Origin of the sequence: Acinetobacter tandoii (assembly GCF_008867985.1) — a bacterium.
Taxonomy (GTDB): Bacteria; Pseudomonadota; Gammaproteobacteria; order Pseudomonadales; family Moraxellaceae; genus Acinetobacter; species Acinetobacter tandoii.
Genome location: NZ_VXLD01000012.1, coordinates 25,979 through 47,165 on the forward strand (window position 1 = coordinate 25,979; position 21,187 = coordinate 47,165).

Here is a 21,187-nt window from a genome sequence, read left to right on the forward strand (position 1 = left end):
AGCCTTCAAACCTTGATTTTAAATATAAGTCTCTTAAGCATATACTGTAATTGAAACCTAGAAGTAATAACTGTCATAAAAATCATACTTAACATTTTTATATAATTTTTATGAACCTTAGAGTTAAAAGCCTGTCTTAAATATTCATTTGATTTATCAAAATTAGACTTATGCTTTTTGTATTTGTCTAAATACTTAATAACATCAGCCTCACTATAGCGATCAATATTGAATTTTTTACGTTCGTCAAATAACTCTAGCACATAATTTGACATTAATCTCTGCTGAAATCCAATTGTAGAAGTTGTATTTCCATTTCGAACCCTAACAGAATACTCGTAACTATCTAAGTTAATGAACTTAAATCCCTCAGAGAGCATTCTAAGTAAAAAGTCATAATCTTCTGCACCGGGAATTTCACGATAACCTTTTAATTTCTTATAAACTTCAGACTTAGCAAGCCATATATGTAAAACAGGTGAAGTGAGTTTTATTGTTTTCTTGATGGTAAAAAAATCTGTTGGAAATTTCACATGACCAATTTTTTCATCATTTTCATTAATTGTATAAACATGGTTTCCAACTAAACTATATTCAGGATTATTTATTAAAAAACTATACTGTTTTTCTATACGATCAGCTGAACAAATATCATCTCCATCCATTCTAGCGATATATTCACCTCTAGCATATTCCAAGCCATAATTTAAAGTTTTGACGATTTTCGAGTTAATTTTATTTCTAAGAATTAGAACACGAGAATCTAATTTTGATATATTCTGAACAATTTCATATGTACGATCTGTTGAACAATCATCAATGATTATAATTTGCAAATTACTATAAGTTTGATTAAGAATAGAGTTAATTGCTTTTTTAACATAAAGTTCAACATTATAGACAGGGATAATAACACTAATTAGTGGCATATTACTGGTCATTTTTTCCCTCCATATTGCTCAAAATTACTGCAATAGTTAACACCATGATTGGAAATAGATAAAGCCCTAAAGAAAAGCCCATTAAAAAAAACAATCCTAAAAAAACAAAAAGATTACTTTTACAAGATTTATTTGAAACTTTAAACAAAAAGAAAGTAAAAATATAAGTTAAATAAACTATAGTTCCTATAATTCCTGTTTCAAATAACAAAATAACGAGAATATTATGTGCACCAATTCCTATAGCATCAAAAGTCTGAGACAAGCCATTACCAAAAAGATATTGGTAAAGAGTAAAATTATTTTCAGCATAATATATTGCAGAATCTAAGATATAAAGTTTTGATAAAAAACTACCATCAGTAATTAGACTTATATTTAAAATACAATACAAAAAAATCAAAAAAGTGGTTAAGTAAAAAAAAGGTTTAATCAATACAGTATAACGGCTAGAATTAACGAGATAGTATAGAAAAGCAAGAATTGCACCCAGTATAGCAGATCGAGAAAAAGTTAAAAAAATTAAAATAAAAAATAAAATTGCATGAATTTTCAAGCGTAAAATAATACTGATAAATAGCAAGCAGAAAAGATGCAAAGCAACAAAATTTGAGTCGCCAAAAATAAAACTATTTAGTTTATAAGGATAAAACCACTCATCATCTATTCCACTAGGATTAAATTTATAGATAGGAAAGGATATTCTATAAATCATTTCAGCAAAATAATAAACAAAGGAAATATTTAAAAAATAAATAAAAGGCTTTAAGCTTTTTAAATTTCTACAAAAGAAATAAAAGATTGGGAATACAAATATAGAAATCACTGCATTCAACACCATACCTATATCTGTTTTTCCCATAACCGAAACAAACATTAAGTAAAGTATAAAAAACATTGAAGAAAAAATATATGAGTAATTAACAAAATACTTCTTAACAAAATAACCAAGAAGTATACCCAAACCCAATATAATATATACGGGTTTAAGCAAAAAATAATAAAAATAAAAAACAGAGCCAAATAAAAAAAAGCTCAATTTAACATTATTCAATCCAATCATAAGAAACTCATATATATTACTTAAACTTAATCTATTTTAATTCTTTTATTAAAGACATCAATCTTTCGAATTGGAAGTCAGATGTTAATTCAACAGGGATTGAAGTAGAAATTTCTTTGTTTCCTGATATATATCTAGCAATTTTTTCAGAATCTCTTGTAGCCACACCTAATTTATATTTATTTATTAAAAATGCTAATTCCCCATCCTCATCACACAGTGCGATAATTGGCTTTCTTGCAGCAACATACTCATAAAATTTACCTGTTAATACACCTTTCTCAAATGCATTCGTCCCTAATGCTATAATTAAATATTCAGCACTTTTTTGAATCTCAAGTATTTGATGTCTAGGTTTTTTCTCAAAATTTAAGATATTTAGATTAGGGTATTTTTCTTTATAAGCTTGAACTACATTTTTTTCACTTCCATAAAATTCTATTTTTTTATCCGATTTTAAAATATTCAATGCTTCAAACAAAGGATTGATGTCCCGCAGTCCTGCATATAATCCGCCTGTATAAATTAAACCTGATGAAACAATTCCTTGATTTTCATTTTCTGAATTTTCTAATAATAAGCCATTTCTTATGACATTTATATTAGCATTTAAATATTCCTCCATTACTTTCTTCATATGATTTGTTACTACCAATATATTATCAGCATTATTAAATATCTTTTTCTCAAACCACTTATCAATTCCTCGCATAAACATTGGCATTTTTCTGTATGTAGTAGTAGCCCATAAGTCTCTATTGTCAGCAAACCACTTAATATCTGGATATTTATTCTTAATATCCCTAGCTACACAATGCAAAGAAAATGGCAATGCCATAGAAAGAATCAAATCAGGCTTATGTCCTGCAACAATATTTTTTTCTATTTCTTTGATATATTTTTTTTTTGAAAAAAAATAATGGTCAGGATACATAAAATATACCATTATTTTTTTAATAATATTAAATTTTTTAAAATTTGGATTTTCAAAATCTAGAGCTGATATTATTGAATGAGGGCCTACATCTATGATATTAATATTTGATATATCTGCATTATAATCTTTTGAGACATGGTTATCCTTATAAGATGTAAATACTGTAACCTCATGACCCTGATTTACTAAAAATTTCGCAAGCTGATACGGCCTAACAGCTCCAATCATATTAATAGGAGGGAAAAAAGCTGCTATTATAAAAATTCTCACAGTTTCATCTCCAATACTCTTACAATATTTTCAGATGTGTTGCCATTTCCATAAATATCTTTAATAGAAATCTTATTAGGAAGTTCATTTATTAGAGCAGAATTAATTAAATCTGTATTAGAACCTACAAGTACATTATAGCCATTACTTACAAGCTCCACCCATTCTGTTTCTTCTCTCAATGTAATACACAGTTTATTGTGAAAATAAGCTTCTTTTTGTACCCCACCTGAATCTGTTACGATAAGTTCACTATGCACTTCTAACCAGACCATTTCTAAATATCCAGTCGGATCTACTACTGTAATATTTGAAGGAATAATTAAGCCGTATTGTTTAATTTTACCTACTGTTCGAGGATGCAGCGGTAAAATGATATGTTTTTGCGATAGCTCCAACCCCTTAAAAATACTAGTTAATTTTTCTATATCATCTGTGTTTTCAGCTCGATGAATTGTGCATAGAACAAATTCACCTAAGTTTAATGCATCAAACCATACTGGCTTAACCATTTTTTCTTTATAATATAGGGCAACATCATACATAATATCACCGACCACAAAAATTTTATCTTCACAAATACCTTCTCGGAGTAGGTTTTCTTTAGCTCCTAAACTTGGTACAAATAAATAATCGCTAATTTGATCTGTTAATATACGATTAATTTCCTCTGGCATTCTTCGATTAAAAGAACGCAACCCTGATTCAATATGTGCAATAGGAATATGTAGTTTTACAGCAGCCATGGCGCCAGCTAATGTCGAATTGGTATCACCATACACTAAAACCATATCAGGCTTTTCAATTAGAAGTATTTCTTCGATTTTTTCTAATTGTTGTCCTGTCATAGCCCCATGTGATTTTCCGCCAGTCTGTAGCATATATTTAGGCTTTGGAATATCCATTTCTTCAAAGAAAACATCTGACATATTTTGATCATAATGCTGTCCAGTATGAACAATAATTTCTTCAATCGTAGAGCTTCTATGGACTGCTCGAGAAAAGGCTGCAGCTTTAATAAACTGTGGTCTAGCGCCTAGTACTGTTAAAATTTTCATCATCTAATTTCCTTTATTACCTTAGCAGGCACACCCGCAAGTATGATTTTACCTTGCAGAAAACTTTTTGTAACAACAGCACCTGCAGCAACTACAGTGCCCTCTCCAAGCTCAACACCAGGTAAAATTATACTATTCATTCCTATCCAACATTTATCCCCTATAACTACATCTTTTCCATCCGTATGTGATTCTAAATCTTCAAGCTGATGATTTGCTGTAATTATTCCAACGTTAGGAGCAATATAACTTCCTCGCCCTATGTAAATATGGGCGTTAAAATTCTGAAAATACGTTCCTGGAGACTGAAAATTATTTAAATCATCTGGATGAAAATGAATATTCGACGGATTTGATATCAAACAAGTTAAACTTGTAGGAAAAGGCATAGGTCGCCCCAATCTAAGTATATTTTTCACCCAAATAGATTTAAAAGCCATTGAATAGCCACTTAAACTATTGTCAAAATATCTACCCTTTAAATATTTTTTATCAAAAAATAAAGTTAAAAACAGGTAAATACAAGGTAATACAAAATAGATTATTTTTCTTAATACTTTTTTCATAGCTCGAACATCCTTAAAACTGAAGCTGTTAAGATTCCCAATATAATTGCAATTATAATAAAAAAAACAACTTTTTTGATTAAGAGAATATGATCTTGTATTTTAAGACCTGCAGCATTAGAAAAAACCATATAGCAAATTCCATAAAATATACCACCTGAAATTGCATATGCTTCCAATAGGTAAGATGGGTTTAAATAGAACTGCCCATACAACATTCCAATACGTAATATAAAACCGCTTAAAGTTAATAAAAGCATTTGCTTCTGACGACCAACAATATGCATAATCATAGATATAGGTGAAGCTATTAGCTGAAAGCCAAACCAAGGTATCATCCAGCTTATAATTAAACCAACTTTTTCCCATTCTTGACCAAATACATATTTAGCTAAGATAGGGCTAACAAGACCTATAAAAATTAGACTACTAACACCATATTTGAATAAGTTTTCCAATATATTTATGGTGTAATGAGTAATAGTTTTTTCTTGTACAGCTGCTGGTGCATGAGCTAAATATACTTGTGAAACAGCTCCCCCGATTAGTTGGATAGGTACAGCCATTACTTGCATCGCTATCATTAAATAGCCAACTTCTGAACCTACTGCAAGTGTAGCAATAATAATTATAGGAAGTTGAACTCCAGCGGAATTAGCTAAAGAATCAAAAGTTGAATATTTAGGAAACTGGTCATTCTTTTTAAAAATGGTATACAATTGAACAAATGTTATACTTTTGATAATAGTATTTGCTTCATTCCAAAAATTTTTAGCTAATTTTCCAATTCCAGCTGAAATCTTAATAATTTGACCTAGAACCAAGCCCCAAGCCGCTCCCCCGAAAATTCCAAATAAGATTTGCGTGGCTATACCACTTACCGATTGTACAATTCTTGTTCTAGCAATTATCGTAAAATTTTTCTTTCGAGTTGCCCAATACTGAAGGGCTGTATATATACCTGAAAAAAAAACACCTAAAGGGATTAACCAAATTATTTGGCTCAAACTGGGTTGTTTTAATAAAGTAATAATTTCTGTATGAAATAACCAAATTATAAAACTAATTACTATACTAATAGTAAAATTACTAATTAATGCCAGTACAACTAATATTGCTGCCTCTTTATCTTCTGAGGGAATTGGTATTGCAATTTCGAAACGCAAACAACTAGCTACCGTAAATATACCTAAGATAGAGGCATAAACAGCAAATATAGAAAACTCAGCAGGACTATATAAACGCGTTACAAAAGGTAAAGCCACTATAGTCAAACCTTGAGCAAAAGCTGTGCCTCCAACAAGGACAGATACAGCTCTTAAAAAGCCTCCTTGAGCATTTAGCTTATTATTTATCTTTACAAGAAGGTGTTTCACCGTTAGATCAACCTAAAGCCCGAATAATTTTCTCTTGAGCTTCAACAGTCAAATAAGGATGCATTGGTAAACTCATGACTCTTTTAGCAATAGCATCACCTATAGACAAAACAACATCTTTATCAGCCACAGCAGGTTGCTTATTAAGTGGAATTGGGTAATGTACGGCTGTCGGAATACCCTGAGCTTTTAATTCTTCTTGAACTTCTGAGCGATTTTCTACTTGAATCGTATACTGTGCCCATGCACTGGTATTATATGGTTCAATATATGGTGTAGTATTAATACCTACATCATTAAATAACTGATTATAAAGCTCTGCCACTCTTTGACGCGCTTGCATCTCATCATCCAAAATTTCCAATTTTGGTAATAAAATTGCAGCCTGAATTGTATCTAAACGGCTATTCACACCAACACGAATATGGTGGTATCGCTTATCTTGACCATGTCGCGCAATCTGACGGATTACTTTAGCAAGCTCATCATCATTGGTAAAAATAGCACCGCCATCTCCATAGCAACCTAATGGTTTACTTGGAAAGAAACTAGTACAAGCAACTGTACTTAGGTTACAGCTTCTACGACCTTTATAAGTCGCACCGAAACTTTGCGCAGCATCTTCAATCACAGGGATACCATATTTTTCCGCAATTGTATTGATTGCATCAAAGTCTGCACATTGTCCATATAAACTTACAGGAATAATAGCCTTGGTCCGAGGTGTAATTGCAGCTTCTAATTTTTCAACATCTAAATTATAAGTCTTCGGATTTACATCAACATATATAGGTTTTGCACCTAAGAGTGCGACTGTTTCAGCAGTAGCAATATAAGTGAAGCCTGGAGTAATCACTTCATCACCCAGCCCAATACCAAATGCCATTTGTGCAATTTGCAAGGCATCTGTTCCATTGGCGCAAGTAATACAATGTTTAGCACCCACATAGGCAGCAAGTTTTTCTTCTAACTCAGTTACTTCTGGGCCTAAAATATATTGACCATGTGCCAATACGTTTTGAATGCCCGCATCAATTTTATCTTTAATTCGATTTTGCTGTGCTTTTAAATCAATAAAGTCAATCATATTAACCCTGCTTTGTCAGTGTCGTTCCATCGAGTTGATAAACTGCTCCAGTATGAGAACAGGTTACTTGAGCTTGTCCCTGCAAAGGCAAATCAAGCTGTTCACCAAACTCACTCATCCAGCCAATTTGTTTAGCAGGTACACCCACCATTAGGGCATAAGCAGGAACATCTTTATTTACTACAGCACCAGCCCCAACAAAAGCATAAGCACCAATCGTGACACCACAAACGATGGTACAATTTGCGCCTAGCGTGGCACCTTTTTTAACTACAGTGTCACGATATTGATCTTTACGCTCAATAAGGGAACGTGGGTTATACACATTTGTAAAGACCATGCTTGGCCCACAAAACACACCCTCTTCCAAAAATACATTATCGTAAACCGATACATTATTTTGGACTTTACAATGGTCACCAATCACGACACGGTTACCAACAAATACATTTTGACCTAAGGATACACCTTTACCAATTTTGGCTCCGCCGCAGACATGAACAAAATGCCAAACACGCGAATCATCACCAATTTGTGCGCCATCATCGACTATGGCAGTTTCATGTTGATAAAAGCTCATGCTTTTTTCACCTTTGCCAATAGTGGATGCGGATTTAATGGGTTTTCAACAACAGGAGAAACACGAATTACTTCAACTGTTTCGATCGCTGCACGATTTTCTTCAACACCATAACCTTTACCTTCTAATACACGTTGGTAACTCTGTGTATGTAAATCGGTAAAGCCGCCTGAAAACTCAAGCTCTTCATTTTCAATGGTAATACTACGATAAGTTAGCTTTTCACCTTGCACAGCATTTTCTGGAAGGTTATTTGCATCAATTGACAAGAACCAACGTACGCGTGCACGTTCATATTCTAAATAACCAGAGGCAGTTTTTTCATCACGAAAATGCACTTCATTTTTAACAATTTTGCCAAAAATAAAATGCAGCATGTCGTAGAAATGCACACCAATATTAGTTGCTACGCCACCTGACTTTTGATCCAATCCTTTCCATGATTTTAAATACCACTTACCGCGAGACGTCAGATAGGTAAGATCAACATCAAATACTTTGTCGACTGGTGCAGCTTGAACTTTATCACGCAATGCAATGATTGAAGGATGTAAACGTAATTGTAAAATTGAGTTTACCTTGGCACCATACTGTTTTTCATATTCAGACAACATATTTAAGTCTTCTGAATTTAGCACCAATGGTTTTTCACAAATAACTTCGATGCCATTTTTCAAAGCATATTTCATATGTGGGGCGTGTAGATAGTTTGGTGAGCAGATCGCTACGTAATCTAGCTTTTCACCTTTTAATTTTTGATCTTCTACATAAGCCTCAAATTCCTCAAACTCAGTAAAAAATTCTGCTTCTGGAAAATGACTATCCATGATACCCACAGAGTCATTTACATCCATAGCCACGGCTAAGGTATTACCAGTTTCTTTAATAGCTTTTAAATGACGTGGTGCGATATAACCAGCAGCACCAATAAGTGCAAATTTTTTCATGTTTTAAACTTCAATTTAATAATAAGCTAAAATTAGAGGCGGAATACAGTAAAGCCTGCATCTAACATTTCTGTACGATCAAAAAGACTCTTGACATCAGCTAACACAGGCTTTTCACACTTTACATAACTGCGTAATTCATTAGCAGAAAGTGAACGAAACTCGTTATGACCTACGGCAACAATGACACTATCTACAGGATTTTGGGCATCCACTTGTCCAAGCTCAATACCATATTCATGTCTAACTTCATCTGCATCTGCCCATGGGTCTGCCACTACTACCTGTGCTCCCCAGAGCTCTAACTCTTTAATAAGATCCGCTACTTTGCTATTCCGGATATCAGGACAATTTTCTTTAAAAGTTACTCCGAGGACACCAACTTTTGCACGAGGCACATCAATGCCATTTTGAAGCATTAGCTTAATCGTATTACGAGCAACATAACGTGCCATATTGTCATTAATACGACGACCTGCAAGAATGACTTGTGGATGGTAGCCAACTTCTTCTGCTTTATGAGTCAAGTAATAAGGGTCTACACCAATACAGTGTCCACCGACTAAACCTGGACGGAAAGGTAAAAAGTTCCATTTGCTACCTGCGGCTTCTAAAACATCTAAAGTGTCGATGCCGATGCGGTCAAAAATTACCGAAAGTTCATTAACAAGTGCAATATTTAAATCGCGTTGTGTGTTTTCAATGACTTTTGCAGCTTCTGCAACCTTAATGCTTGATGCCTTATGCGTACCAGCGGTAATAATACTTGCATACACCGCATCTACGATATTGGCTACTTCTGCGTTACTACCACTCGTTATTTTTTTAATTTTTGTTAAAGTATTAACTTTATCACCAGGATTAATTCGTTCTGGACTATAACCTGCAAAGAAATCCTGATTAAATTTCAAACCAGAAACTTTTTCTAAAATTGGTATGCAAACTTCTTCTGTAGCACCAGGAAAAACCGTCGATTCATAAACAACAATATCTCCCTTTTTTAAGGCATATCCCACTGTCTCGCTTGCTTTTTTTAATGGAGTCAAATCTGGACGGTTAACCTGATCTACTGGAGTTGGAACAGTTACGATAAAAAAGTTACTTTTTTTAAGATCATCCAAATCGGCACTAAAGTCTAGCTGTTCCGAATTTTGAAGCTCCTCAGTAGAAACTTCTAAAGTATGGTCTTGTCCACTTCTCAACTCATCAATACGATGTTGATTAATATCAAAGCCTATAACTGGATATTTTTTCCCAAACTCTACCGCCAACGGCAAACCCACGTAACCTAAACCAATAATTGCTATTTTTAAATCAGAAAGCTGCAACATCTGTCTGCCTTGTCGTGCTTGTTAATATATACATATGATATGCCCTTTCGAGACCGCCCTAATATACCAGAAATACCAATGCCGATAACGTAAATGTTTACAAACAAGTTATACAATTTGTTATAGTTAAGGCATTTTAAATTAGATACACTTCATCTCATCCAAAGATTGAAATATTTTTATAATAGGGTTCCGAGTGAAATTTTTACAATATATTGGCCTTTTGGGGTTTACACTCAGCACTGTCGGTTGTGCTTTAGCGCCTGGCCTACAAACATATGATTTGCCTGAACAAGGAATCTATCAAACTGAGCTTGGAAGCTCTGTGAATGTTATCCAATTAAATCAAAACACCCTACGCCATTTACAGCAAAATCAAAATACTGATATACAAGATATTTCTAGCTTATTTCGTCACTCGCAATTGAACTATAAACTTAGCCCTGGCGATATTTTATCTATCTATTTATGGGCTTATCCTGAAATTACTCCGCCTATTAATACAGCCGTCAGTAATGATCAATCCATTCAAGCCAATGGCTTCCAAATTGATCAAGCAGGCTATATTCAATTCCCAATTATTGGACGCTACAAAGCAGCGGGGAAATCACTTAACCAAGTCAATCAGGAACTACGTAGTCAACTTTCACGCTATTTAAAAACCCCTGACGTAATTGCCCGTGTCCTGTCTTATCAAGGACAGCGTTACTCTGTCCAAGGCAACGTGATGAAAGGTGGACAATTCTTCCTGAGTGACCAACCTGTAAGTGTTTATACTGCACTTGGTTTAGCTGGCGGGGTAAACACCCAGTATGGGGATAATACCTCCATCACATTAGTGCGTCAGGGGCGTACTTATCAGTTAAATAGCATTGATTTAGAAAAAGCAGGTTATTCGCTGCATAATCTTTTAATTCAACCCAATGATACGCTTTATGTAAATTCAAAAGAAAATCAAAAAATTTACGTAATGGGTGAGTCTGGCAAGAACCAATCCTTATTAATGCGTGATCAGGGTATGAGCTTAAGTGATGTCTTAGGTGAAAGTCTTGGTTTAAACCCCAATACTGCCAGTGCAAGTCGTATTTATGTGTTGCGTAGTGATCCGCAAACGCAGCAAACCGAACTTTATCATATGAATTTGTTAAGTTTAGGGGATTTTGGTTTAGCTAATCAGTTTAAAATGCGCCGCAATGATATTGTTTATGTTGACTCCACTGGCTTAGCGCGTTGGCAACGTATTGTGACCCAAATTCTACCTTTCTCTAATGCTTTATATAATATTGATCGCTTGGGGAACTAATGCACATTCAAAATATTCTCGTGGTCTGTATTGGAAATATTTGTCGTAGTCCGATGGCTGAATATTTTTTAAAACAGGAATTCCCTCAACTTCATGTTGAATCGGCTGGAATCTCTGGTTTAATTGGTCATAATGCCGATGATAAAGCCATCTTATGTATGCAAAGACATGGTATTGATATGCAGGCACATGTCGCCAAAAAACTAAATGCAGAATTAATAAAAAAATCCGACTTAATTTTAGTCATGAGTCAAAATCAGCAAAAACATATTGAGCAGACATGGCCATTTTCCAAAGGAAAAACCTTTCGACTTGGCCATTGGCAAGGTAAAAATGTTCCTGACCCTTACCAGCATGAGCAAGCCGTTTTTGATGATACCTGTCAGCTTATACAAAACTGTATAAGTGACTGGAAGAAACATATTTAACCCATTGATAGCAAAATTATGAGCCAAAATACCAATACAGAAGACACAATTGATTTAAAAGAGCTGTTCTTTTCGTTAATTGCTCAATGGAAACTGATTGCATTATGTACCATCTTAAGTTTGGTGTGTGCATTACTTTATTTAAGAACAACTCAAGACATCTATGCGGTTGATGCACTGATACAAGTTGAAGATAGCAAAGGGGCAGGCACTGCAGCATTACTGGGTGATTTATCGTCAATGGTCGATCAGAAGTCCCCTGCTCAAGCTGAAATAGAAATTCTAAGATCGCGTTTGGTTTTAGGACAAGTCATTCAACAACTGCATTTAGATTTTAGTATATCATCAACCGATGACACTGTTTTCCATCGTTTGTTGAATCAAGATACCTTTCAAACTGAATATCAGCCACAGGCTGTCACTTTTTACAATAACGAACAGTCATTTCAGGTTCGAAAATTTGATGTCCCTGCTGAATATCTCGACAAACCACTACTTTTGAGTTTTGAGAATAAGCAATTTACCCTTACAGATCAAAAAACAGATGAAGTCGTTTTTAAAGGGACATTGAATCAGATCAACCAAAGTCGTTCATCTATTGGAACTTGGAATATTGGCATTTTTAGTCGTGATCCATTGAGTTCAAGTTACAATGTTCAGAAAATGTCTTTACCAGCCGCTGTGGATACGGTTCTGCAGAATTATTCTGTGGCAGAAAAAGGAAAACTTACGGGCGTACTTGGGCTTAATTATCAGGGAGCTGATAAAGAGCACATTACCAAAGTTCTGAATTCTATTTTGGTTGCTTATAGCAAACAAAACATCGAACGTCGTTCTGCTGAAACAGCACAAACTTTAAAGTTCCTCGATGAACAACTACCAGAGTTAAAACAGCAACTTGATATTGCTGAACGTGAGTTTAACAAGTTCCGTGAACAGTACAACACCGTTGATGTCACGAAGGAATCTGAACTTTATCTCACTCAAAGCATTAGCCTTGAAACTCAAAAAATTGAACTGGAACAGAAGCAGGCTGAACTTTCAGAAAAATACACTGCTGAACACCCAGCAATGCAACAAATCGGTGCTCAACTGGCTGCAATTAACAGTAAAATTAAAGAGCTGAATGCAACGCTGAAACAATTACCCGACCTACAACGTCGTTATTTACAGTTATATCGTGAAGTTGAAGTTAAACAGCAACTCTACACTACATTGTTAAACTCTTATCAACAGTTACGTATTGCCAAAGCTGGTGAAATTGGTAATGTGCGTATTGTTGATACCGCAGTCTTGCCAATTGAGCCAATTAAACCTAAAAAATTGTTAGTACTCTTGCTATCGATTTTTGTCGGCGGGTTTATTGGTGTATTAGTAGCATTAATACGAAATATGCTGCGCACAGGAATTAAAGATTCTGGTCAAATTGAGACTGAACTTGATCTGCCTGTCTATGCGACTGTGCCACGCTCACCTGTGCAAGAAAGTCGTATTAATATTATCAAGAAGAAGAAAAGTATCCCGATTCTTGCTGTCAAAAATAGTGATGATATTGCGATTGAAAGCTTACGTAGTATGCGTACTGCAATTCATTTCGCCCTCAATAATGCGCGTAATAACATTATTATGATTTCAGGTCCTGCACCAGAACTTGGTAAATCATTTGTCTCAACCAACCTCGCGGTTATTTTGGCGCAAAGCAATAAACGTGTACTATTAATTGATGCAGACTTACGCCGTGGTTATTTACATAAGTACTTCCATCAAGATAACCAAGCAGGGCTCGCTGAATATCTCAATGGTCAACATCCGTTAGAGAAAATTCTCAAAATAACAGAAGTTGAAAATTTATCGGTGATTACTCGAGGCAAGAGTCCCGCAAATCCATCTGAGTTGCTCAGCACTGAACGCTTTAAAAGTTTATTGGAAAACTTGTCTACTCAATTTGACCATATCATTATCGATACGCCACCTATTTTGGCGGTTACCGATGGTATTATCATTTCTCAATATGCCGGTGTTAATCTTGTTATTGCGCGTTATGGTAAGACACAAATTAAAGAGCTTGAATTGGTTGTTAACCGCTTTGAACAGGCAAGCGTTAAAGTGACAGGTATTATCTTGAATGATATTCAACGTACAGCTGGCACAAGTTATGGCTATAACTATGCCTATGCCTATAAAAATGCGAAAGATGATTAATACTTAACAATCATTTTTTATTTAAAAGGATCAGCATCATGTTGGTCCTTTTTTTATTTGTATAAAAAATGTTTTAGGTAATCAGCCTGTTATAGCTTCTTGACCTATACAGGCATATAGTAATATCCGAATATAGAATCGGTTGAAATACCATCTAAGCATTAAAAAGTTTGCTAAAATAGCGGCAAATTTTTGATTACTACAATGAATTTTGGAAAACCCTATGAGTAAAGCCTTACCCATCGCTGTTGCTGTAATTTTAGGCGGTGCTGCACTTGTTCCAGTTTATTATGCAACCAAACACCCTGAAGCCATCACATCAAAAGCCTCTAAAAATGCTTCTGCTGTTGAAAAAATTAGTTATGCTTTAGGTTATGAAGTCGCACATCAAACACCTCCTGAACTTGATATCAACAGCTTTGTAACAGGCGTACGTGAAGGTCATGCTCGTACACAACCTGCATACACGGAACAAGAATTGCAGCAAGCTTATCAGCAATTCCAACAAGAAATGCAAAAGAAACAAGCAGATCAAGCCAAAAATGCACAGAGCGCAAGTGACAGCTTCCTGACAGAGAATGCCAAAAAGCCAGGGGTAAAAACGACCGCTTCTGGATTGCAATATATTATTACTCAAGAAGGTACAGGCAAGCAGCCATCGGCTGACTCTGTCGTGACAGTTCACTACACCGGTAAATTGGTTGATGGCAAAGTATTTGATAGCTCCATTCAACGTGGAGAGCCAATTGAGTTCCCACTTAATCAAGTGATTCCAGGTTGGACTGAAGGCTTACAATTGATGAAGGAAGGTGGTAAAGCCACTTTATTTATTCCTGCTAAATTGGGCTACGGCGAACAAGGTGTGCCAGGCACGATTCCAGCCAATAGCACACTAATTTTTGATGTTGAATTAATTAAAGTAAAGTAAAGTAAGAAATTAAGGAGAGCTGAGCTCTCCTTCTTTGACTTTAGAGATTAAATTTTGCATAAAACGCGGGCATTAAATCGAATAGATTCGATCTACTCCATATGATTTTTAATCCTCACCCCATTCAAATTTAACGCAGAAAAAATAAAAAGTACTGTCGTCAATATTCCTTAGAGTTTTGAATATTCCGACACGAAAAAGACTTTAGGACGATTGAATGAAAATACACATGCTTTTGGCATCAACACTGTTATTCAGTGCAGCAACTTTCGCGAAACCTATTACCACCAGCAGTTCAAGCGCAGAACAGATTGGGTATAGCTTTGGCTATTTAATGGGTCGCACCAATGCCGAATCGTTGAAAGATTTAAATCTTGAAGCCTTCATTCAAGGGCTCAGAGAAGCCGCTCAAGGCAAAGAAGCTTCATTGACTGATGAAGAAATGGCACGTGTCTTAACCCAATATAAAAAACAGGCAGAAGCCCAACAGTTGATTGAATTAAGAAAGAAAGCTGAAGAAAATAATAGAATCGGCTCAGCCTTTCTTGCAGAAAATGCCAAAAAATCAGGCATACAAACCACTGCGTCAGGATTACAATATCAAGTCATTCAAGCCGGTACTGGAAAAACACCTAAAGTCAGCTCAAAAGTTAAAGTCGATTATGAAGGTCGCCTGATTGATGGTACTGTTTTCGATAGCTCGATTGCACGTCAACATCCTGCCGAATTCCAAGTCAATCAAGTTATTCAAGGCTGGACCGAAGGCTTACAATTAATGAAGGAAGGGGCAAAATATCGCTTCTTTATTCCTGCTCATCTCGCTTATGGTCAGATCGGTTCAGGCGATATTATCGAGCCAAATAGTACCTTAATTTTTGATGTCGAATTATTACAAGTACTGCCTTGAAAAAAAGGGACTGATATCAGTCCCTTTTTACTATAGATAACCTTGAAAAACAGCGAATGCTTTGATTTCAGTCTCGATCAAAAATGATCTTTATGGACGTAAATCGCGCGGACGGAAACCCATTACAATTAATCCGATCAGGTAAGCTATAACGCCCACTACACATAGGCCAATCACTTCTGCAACACGCACCCATTGTGACATAGTGCCATCATACCAAGTTAAACCATATGCCAAGGCAGCAATCATGACAATGTTGGCCACGGCATATTGTAGAAAAAGCTTTTTCCAATGCGGGCCAAAACGGAAAATATGGCGTTTATGCAAGTAGAAGTACAACATCCCCGCATTGACTAAAGCTGAACCAGATGAAGCCATTGCCAATGCCATGTGTTCAGCATGCCAATCAATCAATTTAAAGAAACCAATAAATACCACGTTTAAAATGGCATTTGCTGCTACCGCCATTAAACCCACGCGTACTGGTGTTTTGGTATCTTGCTGAGCATAAAAACCGGGTGCAAAAACCTTAATCAGCATAAAAGCAATAACACCTGCACTCATACACTGTAAAGCCAGCGCTGTCATTTGTGTATCTTCTACAGTGAACTCACCCCGCTGGAACAAGGCTTGAATAATTGGTGTCGAAAGCATAAACAAAGCAATACTGGCAGGAAGCCCAACCAACACAATAACCTTGGCAGCCCAATCCATCATTCCACGGAATTTATGTTGATCTTGCTCCGCATGTCGTGCCGACAACGACGGTAAAATAACCGTCCCAATCGCCACACCAATCAGCCCCAACGGTAATTCTGTCATGCGTTCCGCACTATACAGCCACGACACCGAACCATCCTGCATAAAGGATGCCCAAATGGTATTCAGCAATAAATTAATCTGAGTGACTGAAACACCAAACAACGCTGGCAGCATCAACTTCATGATGCGGTCGACACCTTCGTGCTTAAAATCAACCTTCGGTGGAATTAATAAATTTTTGCGCCAAAGTTCTGGAATCTGAATCGCAAGCTGTAACACCCCCGCCACGACAACTGACCATCCCAAGGCCATAATCGGTTCAGCCATATACGGTGTAAGCCACCATGCTCCCGCAATCATTGCCACATTCAGCAGGACTGGGGAAAATGCTGGCGAAGCGAATGAACCATAACTGTTCAAAATGCTACTGGCAAAGGCGGTCAGAGACATGAACATTAAATATGGAATAGTGAGGCGGAACATGCTCACCGCAAGATCAAACTTCTCTGGATCGGCATGGAAACCAGGTGCATAGATATACAAAATTGCTGGTGCAGCCACCATCGCAATAAACGTCAGCAAGGTCATGATCGTCAGCAAGCCGCCAAACACACGGCTAATCAGAATCTGGACTTCTGCATGTGCCTTACTGGTTTTATATTCAGTTAGTACAGGAATAAAGGCTTGTGAAAATGCCCCTTCTGCAAATAAGCGCCGAAAGAAATTGGGGATACGGAACGCAACCACAAATGTATCGAAATCCTTCCCTGCACCAAAGACATTGAGCAAGACGATATCGCGGACCAATCCGAGTACGCGAGACAACATGGTCATTGCACTGACAATAAAGGTCGACCGCCAAAGCGCCATCGTATCCACCCAATAAAAAAATTAGTCGCTATTGTAATGAAACTTGTGAAAAAAAATCGTTGTTAAATGATTAAACTCAACGGAAATGTCTTTTTATTTTGCATTCTTAATCTGATGTACCAAGCTTCTGAACTTCACCCAATCAAAGTAAGGACCTGGGTCCGTTTTACGCCCTGGTGCAATATCAGAGTGACCAGCCACATGCTGTTTTATCGCTGGATAAGCCTGTTGCAGACTCACCACGACTTGCGCCAAAACCTGATATTGCAGACTTTCAAAAGCACAGTCATCACTGCCTTCAAGTTCAATTCCGATAGAATAATCGTTACATTCCTGTTGCCCCAAATAGGATGAACGTCCAGCATGCCAAGCCCGTTGTGCTAAATTCACAAATTGCAGCACCTCGCCTGTACGCAGAATCAGCAGATGCGCTGAAACCTTCAGCTCTTGAATGGTTTCAAAATAAGGGTGTAGTGTTGCATCCAACTGGTTCTGGAAAAATTGCTGGATATAGCCTCCCCCAAACTGCGACGGTGGCAAGCTAATGTTGTGAATCACCACCAATTCAATTTTTGCCTCTGCTGGTCGCTGATTAAAATTCGGCGATGGAATTTGCTTCGCACCGATGAGTTGACCATCGACAACCTGAAAAGAGGAGAGCTGCTGCATAATCCATTCCTAACTATATTGAAGCTTTATTTATAACTCCACCATGCTAAAACTTTCATCATAAAATCTCAAATCTACGGCATAAACTATAAAGAACAATGTTAAGATAACGCGCAATTTTCATGGGTTAAAAAGACACGGAAAGACTATGAGTATTTCTCCAACGCTGCTTGAACAATCAATTCAAATCAATATTCAACAAGCACTCCAAGAAGACATTGGTGATGGGGATATTACGGCCTTATTAACCCCTGAAGATGAGCAAGCGACTGCGACCATCATTAGTCGTGAAGACATGATTCTCGCTGGTCAACCATGGGTAAATGCATTAATTCAGGCATTTGATGCTTCAGTTCAGGTGACTTGGTTAAAACAAGACGGCGAACAAGTTGCAGCCAATGAAGCGTTTTTAAAACTCGCAGGCTCTGCACGCAGCTTACTTACGGTTGAGCGTCCTGCGCTGAACTTTGTTCAAACCTTATCGGCTGTCGCGACCAAAACTGCTGAATATGTCAAACAGCTTGATGGTTTAAACACCAAATTGCTCGATACTCGCAAAACCCTACCAGGGTTACGTATTGCGCAGAAATATGCCGTTGCAGTAGGCGGTGGGCAAAATCATCGCTTAGGCTTATTTGATGCATTCTTAATTAAAGAAAATCATATTATGGCAGCAGGTGGTATTGCCGAAGCAATTGCCAAAGCCCATCAGATTGCACCAGGCAAACCTGTTGAAGTTGAAGTTGAAACTTGGGATGAACTCAATCAAGCGCTTGAAGCCAAGGCAGACATTGTGATGCTGGATAATTTTAGTCAACAGCAAATGATTGATGCCGTCCAACATGTCGCAGGTCGTTGCAAATTAGAAGCCTCGGGTAACATCACCATTGATAATTTACGCCAAGTTGCCACGACTGGCGTTGACTATATTTCAATGGGTGTACTGACCAAAGATGTCAAAGCAATTGATTTATCAATGCGTTTTAATGGCTAATGATTAATCCGATTTTGGTGATCACTGTTCAGGCTGATCACCAATTTTGAATCTATATAAAGTGCATTGAAAATAATCTTGAAAGTTCTATAATTCCGAACTGCCTTTCTCCTCCCTCAACATGTGTTATGAATATCTGGAAACAGCAAATTCTATTTTTGCTGATGGCCCTCGTGTCTGTGGCTTTTTTCTGCCTTTATCCTGCCCTTCCTCGTATCCTGAATAATCCTGAGCAATATTTTCAGCTGAATGGCGCAAAAATCGTCATATCGGTGCTGATTAATTATGCCCTGATTTCCTTTATTTACTTGTTGTTCAGAAAAACCTTTATTACCATTTTTTTTAGTCAGTTTATTTTTTTATTGCTGATTTTTATCAATACACAAAAAGAAAAATACTTATCGGCCAGTTTGGTGCCTAGCGATTTCTTATTGATTAAAGAAACCTTTGTTGTTGCACCTGGGTTACTTAAATTTTCAGTACTCTCAGGGGTTGCTGTATGTATCGCCCTCATGGTCTTTCTCTACCGTAAAGAACAATTTGAGAAAAAGCGGTTGTTTTTGTCGAACGCATTATTATCCCTTTGTAGTTTGGGCGTTTTAATTAGCGCAAATTTCAGCAATAACTTTAGCCAGTTATGTCAACAAAACCAACTCGGCTGGCTATGTGAATACCGACAAGCCTTTCCTAATACCAAAGGCGATTGGATTGGTGATCATCTCACCATTCAAAAAATTGGTTTTATTCCCTTCTTTTTTTCAAAGTCGATGGATAGCCTAAATACTCGGTTGTTTAACACCGAAAATATTCCAGCACCGACCATCAAAGCCCTATATACACCTTATAGCACAACCATGCCTGTGCTTAAGCCTGAGCAACAGCCCAATATTGTAATGATCATGAGCGAGGCACATTGGGATGCACGCCAATTAAGTCAAAACATTCCCCAAAATATCACCCCAACACTCGATCGCTATCAAACTTCGAGTTTACTTTCACCAAGTTTTGGTGGCGGTACTGCCAATGTGGAATTTGAAGTCCTGACCAGTTTGAATATCTACTTAAATCATAATGAATTGATGTATGTGTCCAAACTGAAACGTCCTACTTATTCTTTAGCTACTTATTTGAATAGTTTGGGTTATGACACCACGGCCATGCACAATAGTGGTAAGTTTTTTTACAATCGCAACACAGTTTATCAAAACTTAGGTTTCAATCGCTTTACTTCGCTGGAAAATATGACCAGTGCACAAGATCGTGCCAAATATATCAATCAGGCAGGTTGGGCAAACGATGATTTGCTCTATCAATCGATTCGTAACCAACTGAAACACACTGAACAACCGCAGTTTATCTATGCCATTACCGTCGAAAATCACTTTAACTACAATGATGATCGCTATGGTAAGGATCATTTCAACATTAATCAGCCAGAATTGAGTGAAAATTCCAAACGTCAACTGAATACCTATCTGACTGGCTTACAACGTGCGGATCAACATGTTGAAAAGTTGCTGCAAGATTTAAAACAACAGGAACGCCCAACCATTGTGATTTTCTTTGGCGATCATTTGCCGAATTTAGGTCAGGTCTATGATGACTTCCACTTCTTCGCTTCCGCGCAAGAAAAAACAGAAAAGAAAGATGTGAAGTTTTTCAGCACACCTCTCGCTGTCTGGAGTAACTACCCAATTGATCGCAGTCTTTTCCAGCAAAAAAATATTGCAGCACATTTTCTTGCTCCTAAGGTGCTGACAGCAGCTCAATTGCCTCTGCCCCCTTATTACCAATTTATCCAAGCTGTAAACGCCTGTTATAGTGCCATTCATCAAACTGGGGTAGAGCTAAAACCTGAATGTAAATATCCGCATCCACAGTTGTTAAACCAATACAAAGATTTAAATATGGATGTGTTGAATGGAAAGAATCATAGTTATCAACTACTGACTCAAAAGGCATCGTAAG

19 protein-coding genes are annotated in these 21,187 nt (G+C 36.7%); 7 read left to right on the forward strand and 12 right to left on the reverse strand.

Going from position 1 to position 21,187, the window contains the following annotated elements; genetic code table 11:
• Positions 1–5: 5 nt before the first annotated feature.
• The 10 genes from F4W09_RS14095 to tviB are packed head-to-tail and all read right to left on the reverse strand — an operon-like array spanning position 6 to position 10,153.
• On the reverse strand, positions 6–941 hold the full coding sequence (locus tag F4W09_RS14095) for a glycosyltransferase family 2 protein (RefSeq protein ID WP_151505123.1): 936 nt from the start codon (positions 939–941) through the stop codon (positions 6–8).
• Entirely contained in the window at positions 931–2,004 is a 1,074-nt protein-coding gene (locus F4W09_RS14100) for an O-antigen polymerase (RefSeq protein WP_244948577.1), read from the reverse strand. The genes F4W09_RS14095 and F4W09_RS14100 overlap by 11 nt, the downstream gene beginning before the upstream one ends.
• 31 nt (positions 2,005–2,035) lie before the next feature.
• Positions 2,036–3,211 (reverse strand): glycosyltransferase, encoded by a 1,176-nt coding sequence (locus F4W09_RS14105; RefSeq protein ID WP_151505124.1) that lies wholly within the window; start codon positions 3,209–3,211, stop codon positions 2,036–2,038.
• Positions 3,208–4,272 carry a non-hydrolyzing UDP-N-acetylglucosamine 2-epimerase gene (gene wecB, locus F4W09_RS14110; protein WP_244948578.1) on the reverse strand — a complete coding sequence of 355 codons (1,065 nt, stop codon included), beginning with the start codon at positions 4,270–4,272 and terminating at the stop codon, positions 3,208–3,210. The genes F4W09_RS14105 and wecB overlap by 4 nt, the downstream gene beginning before the upstream one ends.
• Positions 4,269–4,835, reverse strand: coding sequence for an acyltransferase (locus F4W09_RS14115; protein WP_151505125.1), 567 nt, complete (start codon positions 4,833–4,835; stop codon positions 4,269–4,271). The genes wecB and F4W09_RS14115 overlap by 4 nt, the downstream gene beginning before the upstream one ends.
• Positions 4,832–6,211, reverse strand: a complete 1,380-nt coding sequence (locus tag F4W09_RS14120; protein WP_151505126.1) for a lipopolysaccharide biosynthesis protein — start codon at positions 6,209–6,211, stop codon at positions 4,832–4,834. The genes F4W09_RS14115 and F4W09_RS14120 overlap by 4 nt, the downstream gene beginning before the upstream one ends.
• Before the next feature lie 7 nt (positions 6,212–6,218).
• Entirely contained in the window at positions 6,219–7,298 is a 1,080-nt protein-coding gene (locus tag F4W09_RS14125) for a DegT/DnrJ/EryC1/StrS family aminotransferase (RefSeq protein WP_151505127.1), read from the reverse strand.
• Position 7,299: 1 nt separating this feature from the next.
• Entirely contained in the window at positions 7,300–7,878 is a 579-nt protein-coding gene (wbpD, locus tag F4W09_RS14130) for a UDP-2-acetamido-3-amino-2,3-dideoxy-D-glucuronate N-acetyltransferase (protein ID WP_151505128.1), read from the reverse strand.
• Positions 7,875–8,825 (reverse strand): Gfo/Idh/MocA family protein, encoded by a 951-nt coding sequence (locus F4W09_RS14135; RefSeq protein ID WP_151505129.1) that lies wholly within the window; start codon positions 8,823–8,825, stop codon positions 7,875–7,877. The genes wbpD and F4W09_RS14135 overlap by 4 nt, the downstream gene beginning before the upstream one ends.
• A 32-nt stretch (positions 8,826–8,857) precedes the next feature.
• Positions 8,858–10,153, reverse strand: a complete 1,296-nt coding sequence (tviB, locus tag F4W09_RS14140) for a Vi polysaccharide biosynthesis UDP-N-acetylglucosamine C-6 dehydrogenase TviB (protein ID WP_151505159.1) — start codon at positions 10,151–10,153, stop codon at positions 8,858–8,860.
• A 199-nt stretch (positions 10,154–10,352) separates the two neighbouring features.
• Between tviB and F4W09_RS14145 the strand changes: the two genes are divergently transcribed.
• The 5 genes from F4W09_RS14145 to F4W09_RS14165 all read left to right on the forward strand — a co-directional run bounded on the left by F4W09_RS14145 (position 10,353) and on the right by F4W09_RS14165 (position 15,924).
• Positions 10,353–11,459, forward strand: coding sequence for a polysaccharide biosynthesis/export family protein (locus F4W09_RS14145; protein ID WP_151505130.1), 1,107 nt, complete (start codon positions 10,353–10,355; stop codon positions 11,457–11,459).
• A complete protein-coding gene (locus tag F4W09_RS14150) occupies positions 11,459–11,887 on the forward strand; it encodes a low molecular weight protein-tyrosine-phosphatase (protein ID WP_016165683.1) in 429 nt (142 codons plus the stop codon). The genes F4W09_RS14145 and F4W09_RS14150 overlap by 1 nt, the downstream gene beginning before the upstream one ends.
• Before the next feature lie 18 nt (positions 11,888–11,905).
• Positions 11,906–14,089: a polysaccharide biosynthesis tyrosine autokinase gene (locus F4W09_RS14155; protein ID WP_151505131.1), complete on the forward strand. Its 2,184-nt coding sequence runs from the start codon at positions 11,906–11,908 to the stop codon at positions 14,087–14,089.
• Positions 14,090–14,312: 223 nt separating this feature from the next.
• On the forward strand, positions 14,313–15,017 hold the full coding sequence (locus F4W09_RS14160) for a BamJ family beta-barrel-assembly machinery protein (protein ID WP_104441276.1): 705 nt from the start codon (positions 14,313–14,315) through the stop codon (positions 15,015–15,017).
• Positions 15,018–15,234: 217 nt separating this feature from the next.
• Positions 15,235–15,924: a BamJ family beta-barrel-assembly machinery protein gene (locus F4W09_RS14165; protein ID WP_151505132.1), complete on the forward strand. Its 690-nt coding sequence runs from the start codon at positions 15,235–15,237 to the stop codon at positions 15,922–15,924.
• 90 nt (positions 15,925–16,014) lie between these two features.
• On the opposite strand, the gene murJ is transcribed toward F4W09_RS14165, so the two are convergent.
• Together murJ and ampD are read right to left on the reverse strand one after the other, a co-directional pair.
• Positions 16,015–17,565 carry a murein biosynthesis integral membrane protein MurJ gene (gene murJ, locus F4W09_RS14170; protein ID WP_171492440.1) on the reverse strand — a complete coding sequence of 517 codons (1,551 nt, stop codon included), beginning with the start codon at positions 17,563–17,565 and terminating at the stop codon, positions 16,015–16,017.
• Positions 17,566–17,649: 84 nt separating this feature from the next.
• Complete coding sequence (gene ampD, locus F4W09_RS14175; RefSeq protein WP_044739759.1) at positions 17,650–18,225, reverse strand: 1,6-anhydro-N-acetylmuramyl-L-alanine amidase AmpD; 576 nt, start codon at positions 18,223–18,225, stop codon at positions 17,650–17,652.
• A 148-nt stretch (positions 18,226–18,373) separates the two neighbouring features.
• On the opposite strand from ampD, the gene nadC reads away from it, so the two are divergent.
• Entirely contained in the window at positions 18,374–19,219 is an 846-nt protein-coding gene (gene nadC, locus F4W09_RS14180) for a carboxylating nicotinate-nucleotide diphosphorylase (protein WP_044739760.1), read from the forward strand.
• A gap of 128 nt (positions 19,220–19,347) precedes the next feature.
• Positions 19,348–21,186, forward strand: a complete 1,839-nt coding sequence (locus tag F4W09_RS14185) for an LTA synthase family protein (protein WP_151505134.1) — start codon at positions 19,348–19,350, stop codon at positions 21,184–21,186.
• Position 21,187: the final 1 nt, after the last annotated feature.

Coding starts and splice junctions, on each gene's coding strand:
- F4W09_RS14095 (WP_151505123.1), bottom strand. CDS start 941: ATGACCAGTAATATGCCACTAATTAGTGTTATTATCCCTGTCTATAAT.
- F4W09_RS14100 (WP_244948577.1), bottom strand. CDS start 2,004: ATGATTGGATTGAATAATGTTAAATTGAGCTTTTTTTTATTTGGCTCT.
- wecB (WP_244948578.1), bottom strand. CDS start 4,272: ATGATGAAAATTTTAACAGTACTAGGCGCTAGACCACAGTTTATTAAA.
- F4W09_RS14115 (WP_151505125.1), bottom strand. CDS start 4,835: ATGAAAAAAGTATTAAGAAAAATAATCTATTTTGTATTACCTTGTATT.
- F4W09_RS14125 (WP_151505127.1), bottom strand. CDS start 7,298: ATGATTGACTTTATTGATTTAAAAGCACAGCAAAATCGAATTAAAGAT.
- wbpD (WP_151505128.1), bottom strand. CDS start 7,878: ATGAGCTTTTATCAACATGAAACTGCCATAGTCGATGATGGCGCACAA.
- F4W09_RS14135 (WP_151505129.1), bottom strand. CDS start 8,825: ATGAAAAAATTTGCACTTATTGGTGCTGCTGGTTATATCGCACCACGT.
- F4W09_RS14150 (WP_016165683.1), top strand. CDS start 11,459: ATGCACATTCAAAATATTCTCGTGGTCTGTATTGGAAATATTTGTCGT.
- F4W09_RS14155 (WP_151505131.1), top strand. CDS start 11,906: ATGAGCCAAAATACCAATACAGAAGACACAATTGATTTAAAAGAGCTG.
- F4W09_RS14160 (WP_104441276.1), top strand. CDS start 14,313: ATGAGTAAAGCCTTACCCATCGCTGTTGCTGTAATTTTAGGCGGTGCT.
- F4W09_RS14165 (WP_151505132.1), top strand. CDS start 15,235: ATGAAAATACACATGCTTTTGGCATCAACACTGTTATTCAGTGCAGCA.
- ampD (WP_044739759.1), bottom strand. CDS start 18,225: ATGCAGCAGCTCTCCTCTTTTCAGGTTGTCGATGGTCAACTCATCGGT.
- nadC (WP_044739760.1), top strand. CDS start 18,374: ATGAGTATTTCTCCAACGCTGCTTGAACAATCAATTCAAATCAATATT.
- F4W09_RS14185 (WP_151505134.1), top strand. CDS start 19,348: ATGAATATCTGGAAACAGCAAATTCTATTTTTGCTGATGGCCCTCGTG.